Annotated in this window: 9 protein-coding genes; 4 read left to right on the forward strand and 5 right to left on the reverse strand. The window is 43.7% G+C overall.

What is annotated here, in order from left to right; all coding sequences use genetic code 11:
* Positions 1-53: 53 nt before the first annotated feature.
* From guaB to EP57_RS05030, 3 genes are all read right to left on the reverse strand, one after another.
* Positions 54-1,520: an IMP dehydrogenase gene (gene guaB, locus EP57_RS05020; protein WP_036084734.1), complete on the reverse strand. Its 1,467-nt coding sequence runs from the start codon at positions 1,518-1,520 to the stop codon at positions 54-56.
* 280 nt (positions 1,521-1,800) lie between these two features.
* The gene (gene abc-f / locus EP57_RS05025; protein ID WP_036084736.1) at positions 1,801-3,432 is read right to left on the reverse strand and encodes a ribosomal protection-like ABC-F family protein; all 1,632 of its coding nucleotides are present in this window, start codon (positions 3,430-3,432) and stop codon (positions 1,801-1,803) included.
* Between the two features lie 434 nt (positions 3,433-3,866).
* Positions 3,867-4,610 (reverse strand): MurR/RpiR family transcriptional regulator, encoded by a 744-nt coding sequence (locus EP57_RS05030; protein ID WP_036084738.1) that lies wholly within the window; start codon positions 4,608-4,610, stop codon positions 3,867-3,869.
* Positions 4,611-4,777: 167 nt separating this feature from the next.
* Here EP57_RS05030 and EP57_RS05035 point away from each other — a divergent pair, with 167 nt between their 5' ends.
* The 4 genes from EP57_RS05035 to EP57_RS05050 all read left to right on the forward strand — a co-directional run bounded on the left by EP57_RS05035 (position 4,778) and on the right by EP57_RS05050 (position 12,841).
* Positions 4,778-6,733, forward strand: a complete 1,956-nt coding sequence (locus EP57_RS05035; RefSeq protein ID WP_036084741.1) for a fructose-specific PTS transporter subunit EIIC — start codon at positions 4,778-4,780, stop codon at positions 6,731-6,733.
* Positions 6,734-6,796: 63 nt separating this feature from the next.
* The gene (locus tag EP57_RS05040) at positions 6,797-9,454 is read left to right on the forward strand and encodes a glycoside hydrolase family 38 N-terminal domain-containing protein (RefSeq protein ID WP_036084742.1); all 2,658 of its coding nucleotides are present in this window, start codon (positions 6,797-6,799) and stop codon (positions 9,452-9,454) included.
* 1 nt (position 9,455) lies between these two features.
* Positions 9,456-11,099 (forward strand): sugar phosphorylase, encoded by a 1,644-nt coding sequence (locus EP57_RS05045; protein ID WP_036084744.1) that lies wholly within the window; start codon positions 9,456-9,458, stop codon positions 11,097-11,099.
* Positions 11,100-11,113: 14 nt separating this feature from the next.
* Positions 11,114-12,841, forward strand: a complete 1,728-nt coding sequence (locus tag EP57_RS05050) for a class I mannose-6-phosphate isomerase (RefSeq protein WP_036084746.1) — start codon at positions 11,114-11,116, stop codon at positions 12,839-12,841.
* A 52-nt stretch (positions 12,842-12,893) separates the two neighbouring features.
* On the opposite strand, the gene EP57_RS16645 is transcribed toward EP57_RS05050, so the two are convergent.
* Positions 12,894-14,675: an EndoS/ChiA family endoglycosidase gene (locus EP57_RS16645; protein ID WP_077916787.1), complete on the reverse strand. Its 1,782-nt coding sequence runs from the start codon at positions 14,673-14,675 to the stop codon at positions 12,894-12,896.
* Positions 14,676-14,897: 222 nt separating this feature from the next.
* The gene (locus tag EP57_RS05060) at positions 14,898-15,494 is read right to left on the reverse strand and encodes a class I SAM-dependent methyltransferase (protein ID WP_036084748.1); all 597 of its coding nucleotides are present in this window, start codon (positions 15,492-15,494) and stop codon (positions 14,898-14,900) included.
* Positions 15,495-15,510: the final 16 nt, after the last annotated feature.

The following is a 15,510-nucleotide window of genomic DNA, read 5'->3' on the forward strand; positions in this document are numbered from 1 at the left end:
TCAATTGGCATAAAAAAACTGCCTACACCGAAGTGTAAACAGTCTCACTTTATTTAGGAAATACTATAGTTTGGCGCTTCTTTTGTAATTTGTACGTCATGTGGATGCGACTCACGTAAACCCGCACCAGTCATACGAATGAACTGTGCTTCTTCACGTAAATGACGTAAATCAGGCGCACCGCAGTAACCCATACCAGAACGAATACCACCGATTAGTTGGAAAAGTACGTCGGCAACGGAACCTTTGTAAGGAACGCGACCTTCGATACCTTCTGGAACTAGTTTCTTCGCATCTGCTTGGAAATAACGATCTTTAGAACCTTTTTCCATCGCAGCTAAGCTTCCCATACCACGATACGTTTTGAAGCGACGACCTTGGAAAATCTCTGTTTCACCAGGGCTTTCATCCGTTCCAGCAAACATACTACCAAGCATAACCGCATGACCACCAGAGGCAAGTGCCTTCACGATGTCACCAGAATACTTGATTCCGCCATCTGCAATAATTGTTTTGCCGTACTCGCGAGCTACTGTCGCACAATCATAAATCGCTGTAATTTGAGGAACCCCAACACCAGCAACAACACGTGTTGTACAAATCGAACCAGGTCCAATACCAACCTTCACGATATCTACACCAACATCAAAAAGTTCACGCGTAGCCGCCGCCGTCGCCACATTTCCCGCCACGATATTAACATCTGGGAATGCTGCACGAATTTCGGCAATTTTATTTAAAACACCTTGAGAATGCCCGTGTGCCGTATCAATAACGATAGCATCAGCACCAGCTTTAATCAGTTTCTCCGCACGATTTAGCGTATCATGTGTCACGCCAACTGCCGCTGCAACAAGCAAACGACCGTGAGAATCTTTCGCCGAATTCGGGAACTCAATCACTTTTTCAATATCTTTAATTGTAATGAGACCTTTTAAAACACCATTATCATCCACGAGTGGAAGCTTTTCAATGCGGTGCTTTTGTAGGATGTTCTCAGCTTGCTTTAAGGTCGTGCCAACTGGCGCTGTGACAAGGTTATCTTTCGTCATCACGTCCGAAATCACGATCGAATAGTCTGTAATGAAACGCAAATCACGATTGGTCAAAATCCCAACAAGAATACGATCTTCTTCATTATTAACAATCGGCACACCTGAAATACGATATTTCGCCATCAAATGCTCCGCGTCAAATACTTTATGATCTGGCGTTAAATAGAAAGGATCGATGATAACACCACTTTCCGAGCGTTTCACCTTCTCAATCTCTTCTGCTTGTTGATCTGCTGTCATATTCTTATGGATAACCCCGATACCACCTTGGCGCGCAATCGCAATCGCCATTTTCGCCTCCGTAATCGTATCCATACCTGCACTGAAAATCGGCACATTCAACTTAAGTGTTGGCGTCATTTCCACTTTCAAACTCACTTCATTTGGCAGTACATCCGATTTAGCCGGTACCAACAATACATCATCAAAAGTAAGACCTTCTTTTGCAAACTTAGTCTCCCACATGGGTCGCAACACTCCTTAAATTTAGTTTGGCATCACATTCGAAACCCCAGAGCCTTCTATAGAAAAAACTACTCCGAAACCACCGTCCGATTCGCCGATAGATTTTGCTAATTGTATAAATGCTACAAGAAATATCGACTTATGTCAAGAGTTCGATAATTATCAGTTTTTTCTGAACGAATTTGACTTTTACACTAGCCTGCATAAATAACCAGTCTTATTTTGATATGAAAGGAGTTTGCGTCTGTTTTCACAGTATTTCGCAATAGGTATATAGACCCTATGTTTCACGTGAAACAATCGCTTTTCGTTTTTCCGATGCGTACGAATAATTTCCGCCATACGACACTATTTCCCCATTCTCTAACCAAAGTGTGCGATCACAAATCTGATTCATGAAGAAACGATCATGTGAAATCGTAATAATCGTCCCCTCAAAATTCCGTAGTGCTTCCTCCAGCACTTCCCGTGATGCGATATCTAAATGATTCGTCGGCTCATCCAGCAACAACGTATTTACCGGCTGATTCATGAACTGCGCCAAACTAAGCCGCATCCGCTCGCCACCACTCAAATTCGCTACTTTGCGGAACACCATTTCACCGTAGAACAAAAACGTTGCCAGCATATGCCTCGCGTCCCCTTCCACAACAGCGACCTTATCACGAAACGCCTCCAACACCGTCTGATTCTCATCGCCGACATCCATATGTTGCGATAAGTAAGCAATGTCAACGCTCGGCCCAACATGCACCGTTCCAACATCCGGAGCAACCTCGCCAAGCACCATCTTAAGAAACGTCGATTTCCCCGCGCCGTTATTGCCGACAATCGCGACCCGCTCTTTCTGCCTAATATGACAATCAAGCCCATCGAACAATACACGATCCCCGAACTGCTTCCAAACCGCATCAAAAATCACGACATCTTCCCCACTACGCTTCGATTCTTCAAACTCTAAACGCATGTTTTTCTGTTCCAATGCTGGTTTTTTCAGTACATCAATGCGAGCTAGCGCCTTCTCCATGTTTTTCGCACGCCGGAACAACGCATCATTCGGTGGGTTTGCCTCCATCGCCCATTGCCGCAGTCTTTTTATCGCTTGCTGCATCTTTTTGATTTTCTTTTGTTGATCCTTGTAATCGCGGAACTCCTTCAGCAATCGTTCTTCCCGCTCCACTAAATACCCCGAGAAATTCGTGTGATACGTAATCAATTCTTTGTTTTCCAGTTCAACAATTTTTTGCACAACCTCATCTAAAAAATAGCGATCATGCGATACCACAAGAACCGTCCCTTTATACGCCCGCAAAAACTGCGTCAACCAATCTACGGCTTGCAAATCCAAATGATTCGTCGGTTCATCCAGCAGCAACAAATCCGGCTCTTCTAACAACATTTTGGCAAGCGACACCTTCGTTCGTTCCCCACCACTAAGCTGTTCCCAGACCTTCTCGGCTAGATGCGGAATTCCTAGCCCATGCAAAATTTTATCCATATTCGTATCTAAATTATAGCCTCCTAAATCAATGAATCGCGCCTGTTTCTCGCCATATTGTGCCAACATCCTCTCGCTCATATCCGTCGTCATCCGCTGTTCAAGCTCTGTTAACTCGGCCTGCAACGCTAGCACATCAGCAAATGCCGTCCGTAAATAATCCCGAACAATAGCATTTCCCGACACATTAGGCATTTGATTTAATAACCCTACCGTTGCGCTTCTTTTCACCGAAACAATCCCGTCATCGACTGTCTCAAGCCGGGCGATAATTTTCAAAATCGTGCTTTTACCTTCTCCATTGCGCCCAATTAAGCCAATCCGCTCGCCCTCTTCCACTTGCAAACTAATTTTCTCTAAAATTAAATCACCTGTAAACCGTTTCGTTACATTATTTAAAGCTACAATCGTCATAATTTCTACTCCTCTTCATTATCCGAGAAGCATTTCAACCGCAATACAATGCCACACGGGCTTTCAGCATACCGATGTTTCACGTGAAACAATGATTTTTTTGTACAACAAAGAAGCTTGAGCAACTTCTCGACACCCTGACAAATAAACCGTTACAAAACGCCTTACTTCAGAATTCGAGACAAATGCCCAAGCTTCTTATCTTCTTTATTTCAACGTGGGAATCCATGCTTCTCTTATTTTCCGATATTCAGTTACTGAAATTGGGCAGACTTGTACCCTGTAACTGACATAATGGAAAAAACTGCACGGATGATACTGCATAAATTACTTACTAACTTCAAACGCGCTATTGAGAATTTCATGGATTCCTCACCTCTTTTCGTTTCTAATATGATTTCATAATACTAGGTTTGTAGCTATTTGTCCACCGCTTATTTCTTTTTTTCGAAAATATTCAAAATCAAATCGATGACAATTAACAACGGCGCATGATGATGCTTGAATACATCTTCGTCAAATTCCTCGCTCGAAGCGTAAATCACTGTTTCCACATATTGCGAAATAAGTGCGTTCGGATTGTTCACTATTGCCACCACATTCGACAAATTATACTTCAAATGTTCCGCCAGCGAGAGCGTATTCGCGGTATTACCACTCTCCGAAATAATAATAATCAAATCATCCCTCTCCACAATTTGAGGGAGAATATCAATAATAAACGAATCGTACGTAAACACCACATTTTTCTTAGATGTCACAAGGCTTTTCGAAAAATATTCACCGAGTGTTTTTGTCATGCCAAGGCAAGCGATATAAATCTTAGACGCGTAGACAATTCGCGTAGACAACTGCTCAATTTCTCTCCTCGGAAGCTGCCCTACACCTGAACGAATCGTTTCTAAAAAAGTCAGCGCGTAGTCTTCCGAATGATTTTCTGGCTCGGCTTTCGAAGGTTGAAGTAGAAACTTAAGTTCGGAAAAACCTGATAGCTTGAGTTTGTGGCACATTCGAATCACTGTTGTTGTACTAACATTCGTTGTTTCAGCTAGCGAGACGAGTGTCATCTTCTCAACGTCAGAAATATGATTATCAATATAGAAAAAAACTTGTTTTTCTGCTGGGCTTAAAAGCTCAATTTTCTTTGCAAATAACCGGTAAAGCGAGATGGACGACATGATTACCCCTCCATATATTCAATTCCCTACAACTTAGTATACATGAATTGAAAGAAAACGGATACATCTGCCGTACAATTGTACGTTTTTCGTACTTTTATCAAAATTAAATATGATATAGTAAAAGCAACCTAGGTAAACGATTGCAAATAAAGGAGCGGATAGCGTTGAAATTGAGCCAAATAACATCGGAACAACTCGTCTTTTTAAATCAAGACTGGCGTACGAAAGAAGAAGTTTTCGATGCTTTAATTGATGCTTTGTATAAACAAGGCGCTGTAAATGATAAAGCGGAATTCAAAAATGCCGTTTTAGAACGTGAAGAAATCTCTGAAACAGGCTTAGAAAAAGGTTTTGCCATTCCACACGGTAAATCGAAAGCCGTTCAAAAAGCTGCATTTGCTTTTGCACGACTGAACCAGCCTATCGAGAACTGGAAGAGTATTGATCCTGCGAACAAAGTGAAATACATCTTTTTGCTTGCCATTCCAGAAGCGGAAGCCGGGTCTACGCATTTAGAACTTTTAGCAGAATTAAGTAAGCGGTTACTCGATGAATCATTTATTACGAACATCCAACAAGCAGCGAGTGTCACTGAATTTATGAACGTCCTAGATAGTGCACAAGAAGAAAGTACCGAACAAGAATATTCAAGAAAAATCGTTGCGATTACAGCATGCGCGGCGGGTATTGCCCACACATATATGGCCGCAGAAGCCCTCGAAAAAGCTGGGAAGGAGCTCGGCATCCAAGTCATCGTCGAAAAACAAGGCGCGAATGGTATTGAAAACCGCATTACACCCGAAGTTTTACAAGGCGCGGAAGCTGTTATTTTCGCGACAGATATTGCGGCTAAAGACAAACATCGCTTTAACGGCATGCCTTTTATTCAACGGCGTGTTGCCGACCCACTTCGAAATGGGAAGGAAATGATTGAAACCGTACTAAGCAAACCTGATGGTCGTGTTAGCGCGGACGATAATGGCGGAACCTCTTCTGACAATGGCAAAAGCAGTTTCTTCTCACAAATTTATCGTGGCGTTCTCACAGGGATTTCGTACATGCTTCCCGTTATCGTCGCTGGAGGTTTGATGATTGGGATTGCCCAACTTGGCGCAGCAGCATTCGGCCTGCAAAAAGTCATCGCGAATCCAGAATTTGCAACTAACTCTAATCATCTCGTTGTTATTTTTCATTATCTCGGTCTATACGGAAATATGATTATGAAATTCATGTATCCTGTTTTTGCGGCCTTCCTAGCGTATTCGATTGCGGATCGTCCTGGACTTGCCCCTGGTTTTATCGGTGGCGCTTTTGCTGCTGGTTTGCACTACACGCTTTGGGGCGTTGATGGCGGGATTCCGTCTGGCTTCTTTGGTGCTCTGATTCTCGGTATTGTCGCTGGATTCGTCGCTAAATTCCTAAACGAAAAAATCCACTTGCACAAAAATTTGCAAGCCATGAAACCGATGTTTCTCATTCCAGGAATAACCGTTCTCGTCATTTTCTTCGCTAATTATTATGTGGTTGATCCTGTATTCGGTGGCTTAAATGCTTGGCTACAAGACCTTATTATCCAAAACAAAGACGCTAGTGATGTTGTACTTTCCACTATTATTGCCTGTCTCACAGCGTTTGATTTAGGCGGACCGGTCAACAAAGCCGCTGGAGCCATTGCGATTGGCCTTGCTGCAGACGGTATTTTCCCACTAACAGCTCGTGTTTTAGCTATTGTTATTCCGCCAATCGGTATTGGTTTGGCAACTGTTTTAGATAAATATATCGTGAAACGTCGCGTGTTCGATGAGAATTTGCGCGTAGCAGGTACCACTTCTATTTTCCTTGGTTTTATTGCCATTGGAGAAGGTGCGATTCCATTTATGCTGCAAAATCCGCTTATCACGATTCCGATTAATATGATTGGAGCATCGCTCGGCGCGGTAACAGCTGTATCTCTTGGCGCCGTTCAATGGCTCCCACTTCCAGCCATCTGGGGTTGGCCGCTTGTTGAGAACTTCTGGGCGTATGCGATTGGTCTTATCGTCGGTATTGCCTTTATCACTTTTGCCAATATTTTCGTTCGTTACGGTTTAATACGCAGAAAAGAAAAGAAGAACAAATAAATCGAAAAAAGCAAGCAGGCGCTCAAATCTACGGCGCCTGCAACTTGAAAGAGGTTAGGTATGATGAATAAAAACAAAATAGTTCACGTTGTGGCACACTCGCATTGGGATCACGAATGGTATTTTACGATTGAAGATTCCAATATTTTATTAGTTCGAAATCTGGATTATCTACTTGATGTTCTAGAAACGAAAGAATCGTTCACGAGTTATTCCTTTGACGGTCAAATGTCTGTAATTGAGCGGTATTTAGACATTCGTCCGCAAAATAAAGCTCGTGTGAAAAAACTTATCCAAGACCGCAAACTATTTGTTGGTCCTTGGTACACCCAAACCGATTCCCTTTTAGTAAAAACAGAGGCAGTTATTCGCAACCTGCTTTATGGCTACAAAATGGGTGAAGCGTTTGGACATAGTATGAGCATCGGTTACTCGCCTGATATTTTCGGACAGCATGCCTATCTTCCTGCTATTTATAAGTCTTTCAACATGGCGCACAGCATTTTCCAACGCGGCGTTTACAATGACCAAGTGAAAACGGACCTTCATTTTAACTGGATTTCACCGGATAACGAGTCGATTCCAACGAATAATATTTTCTTCGGGTACGGCCCTGGGAAATTTTTAAGTAGTGAAAAAAGTTATGTTGAGACGCGGCTTTTGCCTATTTTAGATAAGCTTGCTGCGATGAATACGCATACGGACGTCTTACTTTTGCCGGCTGGCGGCGATCAAGTGCTTGTCCGCAAAGGCTTTCCTGAAATTATTGAAGAACTGAACGCGATGAATTTAGGCTACACATTTGTGCTTTCTGATTATGAAACGTTTATGAATGATGCGTGGGCGGGCGACCCCTTCCCGAATGAAATTAGCGGCGAACTACTTGCTTGTCAAAAATCGCGGATTCACAACACGTGCCGTTCCGAGCGTTATGATATAAAACGACTGAATTACATCGTCGAAAACAAAATCGTGAATATTTTAGAACCGCTTGCAGTTATCGCCAAAGACGCTGGGCTGGAATACCCGCAACCTTGGCTGGACATCATTTGGAAGAAACTCTTTGATAGCCACGCGCACAACGGTATCGGTGCCTCCAATTCTGATGATGCGAACCATGACATTGTCGTCAGACTTACGAGTGCTCTGCGGATGACCGACGATCTTATTAATCTTTTGAAAAAACAAATCGCCAAAGCAATTAGCAATGACTCGGAAAATGAAAACATCGCGGTGTTATTCCATACGAACCCCATCGTCGCACAAAACGTCGCAAAACTTGTCGTGTTCACCGCAGAAAAAGCCTTCACACTCACTGCAAACGGCGAAGAAGTGCCATTTAGCGTCGTTCACCAAGAAGAACTCGATGGCGGTCGCAAAATCATTGTCACTGCAAACGGTGAAAAAGAAGTTGCCGTCCCATCTTACTACCGCACAGAAATTTTCTTGAAAAACAAGACGGCTCCTGCTTTAGGATATACGACGATGCAAATCAAACCGACCGATGCAACCATGAATTATCTAGCTACAACCTCTACATCCCAAATCGAAAACGACACCATCCGCGTCCAATTCGAAGACGGAAAAATCAATCTTTTGAATAAAAAAACACAGAATTGCATTAAAAACCTTATCCAATTCGAAAATGTGGCAGATGCCGGCGATTCCTTTGACTTCTCGCCACTCGCCGATGACGAAACGATTTATATCACATCAACCGAGCTGCAAACCGTTGAAACAAGCGACCTATACAGCAAAATGACCCTAAAACACAGCGCAACGGTCCCAAAAGATTTAGATGCTAGAATCGCGAAAAACCGCACAGAATCCTTTGAAATTTTGACAGAAATTGAGTTAATTGATGGGGAGGAATTTGCTCGTATTCGCCATCGCGTTGATAATCACGTCAAAGACCACCGCGTCAGAGCGCTAATTAAAACAAATGTCGAGAAACCTCAGTTTTCTTATGCCGATCAAGGCTACAGCTTGATGAAACGCAGCGTGACCAATCCTTATTTAACCAACTGGCGCAAAGACGGGTTTGTTGAAGCACCAGTCCCGATTTATCCGCTAGAAAACATCGTCGCCGTATCCGAAGCTGAGAAAACATTCGCGCTACTCGTTGGCGGTATGAAAGAATATGAAATTTTGCCAGAATCAGCGGAAATCGCCCTGACCCTTTTCAGAAGTAATGGCTTGTTAGGAAAAGATGATTTAATGTGGCGTCCCGGCCGAGCTTCAGGTATCAATAACAAAGTCGTGCCAACACCGGACGGACAAATGCTTGAAGAAATGATTTTCGAATACGCCGTTTACGTTCAGGATGAGGCGCTAAACGCACGCGATCTTTTCGCACAGTCCAACGCTTTTGAGGGCCATATCGCGACATATCAATTGCAGTCACTAAACACATTTGAAGAACGGATAGAGCGCTTCGAAATCGATTATCCCGTACAACAATTGCCAGCACACACATCCCTTTTCGAAATCGACAATCCAAACATCTTCATGAGCACCTGCAAACAAGCATGGGACGTCGAAGGCACTGTCATCCGCCTATTCAACCCAACCGACAACGACGAAAAAGTTCGCCTAACCACTTCACTGGGCGACTCAAACTGGCTCGTTTCACTAGCCGAAGAAAAAATCGCCAAAATCGAAAACGAATCCATTCACATCCCGACAAAAGGCTTCGTTACACTGTTACTAGGAGGAAAATAAATTGCGTACAGAACTAGAAGCAAAACTAAAAAAGATTTATCAAGACGCTTATCAACCATCCTATCTAGAAAAAATAGACACATGCATTCAGCCCTACATCGATGCTTCAAAAAAACCAATCGCGCCCATATCTGAAAAAAACATTTATCTTATTGCTTACGGCGACAGCATTTTTGAAGAAGACAAGGCGCCATTACAAACATTGCACACATTTCTAAATCAACACGCTGCAGACACCATTACCGACGTCCATCTCTTGCCAATTTTCCCGTACACATCCGATGACGGCTTTTCGGTAACCGATTATAAAACGATCGATGAAAAACTCGGCGACTGGAATGACGTGCGCGCAATGTCTACAGACTTTCGCGTCATGCTTGATTTTGTCGCCAATCACATTTCTAAATCGAGCGACTGGTTCAAGCACTACGACCATTTTTTCATTGAGAAAGATGCGACATTCGACTACAGCAAAGTTGTCCGTCCAAGAACGTCCCCGCTATTTCACACCTATGAAAACGGCAGAGAACTTTGGACAACATTTAGCGAAGACCAAGTAGATTTGAACGTTCAAAACATTGATTGCCTTGCCGCCCTGACCGACGTGCTTCTCTTTTACGCGTCCCAGGGTGCCACAAGCATTCGACTAGACGCCATCGGATTTTTATGGAAAACTTCCGGCACAACTTGTATGCACTTAGAGCAAACCCATGAAATCATCTCACTTTGGCGGTTGTTAATTGACGAACTCTATCCGAACTTGCAGATTATCACCGAAACAAACGTGCCACACGAAGAAAATATTAGCTACTTCGGAAAAGGCGAAAACGAAGCAAACATGGTCTACCAGTTCCCATTACCGCCACTCGTACTGCACACAATGACCTGCCATAATTCCGAACAGCTTTCCAATTGGGCAAAAAGCATCGCGCCGATTTCAGAAACAGCGACATATTTCAACTTCCTAGCGAGCCACGACGGCATCGGCATGCGCCCAGCTACCGGCCTGCTATCCCAGCAAGAAATCGATAATCTGGTTCAAAAAACAGTACAAAACGGCGGTCAAATTTCCTATAAAGACAATCCTAACGGCACACAATCTGTTTACGAACTCAATATCAACTACGGCGAGGCCTTAAAGAACCCCGAAGAAGACACAACAGACCAACTCGTCATCCAGAAAATCATCGCCGCACATAGCATTTTACTTATGTTCCAAGGTGTCCCAGCGATTTACTACCATTCCCTGCTAGGCTCCAAAAACGACATCGCTGGCTACGAAAAATCAGGCATTAACCGCCGTATCAACCGTGAAAAACTAGAAATTAACCAGCTCGTGTCCCAACTTGAATCAGACCCATACCGCAACAAAATCTTTACATCATTAACAAATTTGATTCAAATCAGGCGCGCACATCAAGCATTTTCGCCATTTGCTGAACAAGAAATTTTGAATCTCGGTTCTGAAGTTTTTGCTTTGAAAAGAAAATCGGCGGACGAGTGCATTTATGGAATCGTTAATGTCACGTGCAGCGAAATCACGAAAGAAATTCCGGCAGACGGCGTGAATCTGCTAAACGAACAACAGATTTCCGGACAAGTAATACTCGCGCCTTACGAAGTTTTATGGATATTACAAGACTGAAAGGAACTTAAATCATGTCCCACTACGACTTAAAACCAGAACTAAAAATAACGACGCAAGAAACTGGCTGGAACGGATACGAAAACATTGCCCAAGCTCTAAAAAAACAAATTAGCGGCCGTACAGTTATCGCAATCGAATGTTATCCAGGCGTAAACAACGACGAAATCGCTACACAACTCGTCCCCCTTCTTGACCCAGAACTTACAATCCAAGCCGACGCCGCCACACTTCCAGTAAGCGAAATTAACGCCCTCATCAAGCGCACACTAACCGATGACCGCGTATTTGGCGTCATGTCCCACTACGAACTAGCCGAATTTTTCGACCCTGACAAAGTGGCGCACTACAGCGAACAAATAAAAGCAGCCACCGGAACAATCGTCGTCTACGGCACTGGCGCAACGCTTTTAGCAGAAGCCGATATTCTAATTTACGCCGACATCACACGTTGGGAAATCCAATGTCGCTTCCGCAACGAAAACATGAGCAACTGGAAAGCTGACAACCATGACGATGACGCGCTACGCAAATTCAAACGCGGCTACTTTTTCGAATGGCGCATCGCAGACCGCCTCAAAAACCGCCTGCACAACAGCGTCGACTTCCTACTAGATACAAATATCAAAAACACGCCAAAAATGATCTCCGGTGCCGCTTATCGCGCTGGCCTCAAACAGTTCACAGAACAGCCATTCCGCCTCGTTCCCTACTTTGATTCCAGCGTCTGGGGCGGTCAATGGATGAAAGAGCAATTCAACCTAGACCCAAACGTCCAAAATTACGGCTGGGCATTCGACGGCGTTCCCGAAGAAAACAGCATTATTTTAAGCTTTGCAAATGTAAAAATAGAAGTTCCCGCAACAAACATTGTCCACCAGTTCCCTGATGAACTCCTGGGCCCAAAAGTCCATAGTCGCTTCGGACGCGAATTCCCGATTCGATTCGACTACCTAGACACTGTAGGCGGCGGCAACTTAAGCTTGCAAGTCCATCCCCTTGTGGAATACGCCCAAGACAAGTTCGGCATCCACTACACCCAAGAAGAAAGCTATTACATTTTACAAGCAAGCGAGAAATCCACCATTTATCTTGGCGTCAAAGAAGACACGACCAAAGAAGCACTGATTCAAGACTTAAGACGCGCCGAAAACAGCGATTTCAACTTCCCAGACGAAAAGCACATCAATGTTTTCCCCGTCAAAAAACACGACCATTTTTTAATACCACCAGGAACGATTCACTGTGGCGGTCCCGATACCGTTGTATTAGAAATCAGCGCGACACCTTATATTTTTACATTCAAACTGTGGGACTGGGGTCGTAAAGGCTTAGATGGCTTGCCGCGCCCCGTTCATATCGACCACGGGGAACCTAACTTGCTGATGGACCGCTCCACGAGTTGGGTAAAAGAAAACCTTATTAATCAATTCAAAACCTTGCATAAAGACGAAAAAGTTCATTCAGAAAGCACCGGGCTTCACGAACTAGAGTTCATCCAAACAGACCGTCACTGGTTCAGCGATTACGTCGATTTAGATACGCATGACAGTGTGAATATGCTCAATCTCGTGGAAGGCGAGCAAATCCAAGTAGAATCGCTTAACGATGCCTTTGCGCCGTTCACAGTCCATTACGGCGAAACATTCATTGTCCCGGAACAAGTAAAGCGCTATCGCATTCGAGTAACTTCTACAACCAATGCCAAACACGCGATTATACAAGCTTACGTAAGAAATTAAAAAATAGGTTCTACAGTAACAGCCAAGCTCGCTACTGTAGAACCTATTTATATTACAGACCTTTTCTACGCAATACAATAAGCGATGCAAAAACCGCCAATGCCCCAACAACTACAGGCCATTCACTTGCCGCTTTATCCCCCGTTTGTGGAAGTTTTGCGGTATCTTCTGTATTTTTTACTACTGGTGGTGCTGGTTCTGCTTTTACTTCTTCGACGACTGGATCATTATCATCAACGACTGGTGCTGGTTTCGGTGCAGATTTCGCGTAAACATACGTAACACTTTGTCCTATTTCCGTAAACGTGCCACGCTCTAGCCCCTTCACTTCTTGCAATGTATAATTCGGAATATCTTTTTGCGGTGCTTCATAGCTACCTCCAAATTTGCCAGTAAGTTGCACATCCTCCGCTAATTTTTGCCCATCAGTGTCTTGATAGCTCACTGTCACTGGTTTTGGAACGGCTGCGATGCTATTTAAAAGTTCCTCCACAGCTTGATTCACTTCAGATTCCGAATATTTCTTCCCGCCAATAAGGTTTTCTAAAGCTTCCTTGTTGTTTTTCAATGCCTCGATGTCCGCCGAATTCGTTTTAACTTTAGATAGAATCGCGTTAGCTTCGTCGAGCGCGCTGAATGCTGATGTGAGGTAAATCGATGTTAGTTTTTGCTCTAAAATTGGGTCGTAGCTTGGGTTTAGCGCTGTTTCAAAATTCGCACCTAGAATCGCAACGTTCGCCTCGTACAAGTTCGTCGCCTTATCGATAGCACTTTCCACTTCCGTTACTTGTTCACTCGTCAGATTTCTGTTGTACTTAATCCGCTGTAAATGGTGTTTTGCCAACGCTTTTGCAGTATCGACAGAATAACCATTCACTTCTAGAATCGCCGTTTTTGTCCACAGCAGGTTCGACGGTGAAACACTGTTTATGTCAGGCTCATTGTAGGTTTTTCCATCACGATCGAAGGCGTACAAGAACATTCCCGCCAAGTCATTCTCCCGAACATGCTTTGCGACTTGGTAAATGTTCGAATCCTCATACGGAAGTCGCGTATCATACCACCGATTCCGATCCTGCTCCTCTGGAAAAGTAAGCCCCGGCAAAAATTGCGACTTCGGTAAGTACGGCGCATAAGCATTCGCCGCCATTTCCGTCCTGCTCGGCCCACTGCCATACTGCTGATACGCCAGCAAATCAAAACTATCGCTCACATTTTTGAACGGATTCATATTTTGCGCATTCGTGTCATACAAAAAGAGCGTGCCATTGTTGGCTTTCGGACCAATATATTTCGACAACGCCTTCACAACACCGTCAGAAATCTTCACCTCGTCCGCAGTTGGATGCGTTTCCATATCAATATCCAAGCCATCCAAGCCCCACGGTATCATTAGTTCATCCAGCAAAGCCTTCGCATAACTATCAAATTCCTGCTCCGTCGGGAAATCCCCCGCATAAGGAATGGCCAGCAATTTCGAATAATCAAAGCCACGAATCAACTTCACGCCCCGCGCATGCAATTCCGGCTCATATTCCGCTTTTAACTTATCAAAAAACGGTTTTGCCAACTCCTCCTGACCAGGTGGCACATAACTAAACACATTCACAATATTTATCCCATACGGAATATCACTCATACTAATCCAGTTCTCATCCGGCAGGCTCGTGTTAACACCCTTCATCTCCACATCCCGCCAAGCCCGGTAATAAATCATGAAATTCTTATTCGTGCTTTCCTCCGCCTGAACAGCCCGCGACGGCAACGCAAACATCGGCACCAAACTGATACACAAAGCAACGATAATCGCGGCAATAAAGCTTTTTTTACGCATGCAAAAACCCCTTTTCCTCGTTTTCTAAAAATTCCTTCACCAAATTCTCTGTTTATTCGAGTTAACTCACTAAAAAAGCGCTTTCAAAATCATTCTAACATAGATAGATTTGGATTATATAGACAAATTAAAGGTAAAACTATACAAACCATTGTTTCATAAAAAAATAGGCCCCAGAGTAAACAACCCATATTGGCGCTTACTCTAGAACCTATTTGACTATTATTTTTCACTCACCGCAATGAAAAGCGACGCATCTTGTTTCATGAAAACCTGCTTGCCATGGTGGAAAACTTGAATGTCCGTCGACTCAAAACCTGTATCCGTAAGCAAGGCCGTTAATGCTTCAAAATCGAAGCCATTGTGTACTTTTGGATGACTAACATTGGGATTTTTTTCGAAATCGATAATGATTAGCCGACCACCTTTGTTCAGCGTTTCATAGAGGCTTTTGAGAATCGCCTTTGTATCGGGAATATGGAGCAGAACGAGCGAAACGACGATGATATCAGCTTTTAAATCGAGCGTATCTGTCGTGAAATCAGCAACCAATGTTTCAGCATTCGTGATAGGATGATTAGTAATTTTTTCACGGATAATCTTGACCATGTTTTCAGAAGAATCTATGAGCGTAGCAGATTTCACAAGTTCCGCAAGCTGCAAACCAACCAAACCAGTGCCGCTACCGTAGTCAATCAGCGTTTTGTCTTCCGCGTCACGCAATTCCTCTTTCACCCTGTTCGCCACAATATTCGCAAGCGCAATCCGATCCGGCGAATCATACTTCTCTGCCATCCGTTCGAAAACATTTTCTTCCATATTTAGTTCCCATCCT

The organism is Listeria booriae (assembly GCF_000766865.1).
GTDB lineage: Bacteria > Bacillota > Bacilli > Lactobacillales > Listeriaceae > Listeria_A > Listeria_A booriae.

Bases quoted from the DNA above. Each gene is read 5' to 3' on its own strand.
- guaB (WP_036084734.1), bottom strand. From the start codon at position 1,520: ATGTGGGAGACTAAGTTTGCAAAAGAAGGTCTTACTTTTGATGATGTA.
- abc-f (WP_036084736.1), bottom strand. From the start codon at position 3,432: ATGACGATTGTAGCTTTAAATAATGTAACGAAACGGTTTACAGGTGAT.
- EP57_RS05030 (WP_036084738.1), bottom strand. From the start codon at position 4,610: ATGTCGTCCATCTCGCTTTACCGGTTATTTGCAAAGAAAATTGAGCTT.
- EP57_RS05040 (WP_036084742.1), top strand. From the start codon at position 6,797: ATGAATAAAAACAAAATAGTTCACGTTGTGGCACACTCGCATTGGGAT.
- EP57_RS05050 (WP_036084746.1), top strand. From the start codon at position 11,114: ATGTCCCACTACGACTTAAAACCAGAACTAAAAATAACGACGCAAGAA.
- EP57_RS16645 (WP_077916787.1), bottom strand. From the start codon at position 14,675: ATGCGTAAAAAAAGCTTTATTGCCGCGATTATCGTTGCTTTGTGTATC.
- EP57_RS05060 (WP_036084748.1), bottom strand. From the start codon at position 15,494: ATGGAAGAAAATGTTTTCGAACGGATGGCAGAGAAGTATGATTCGCCG.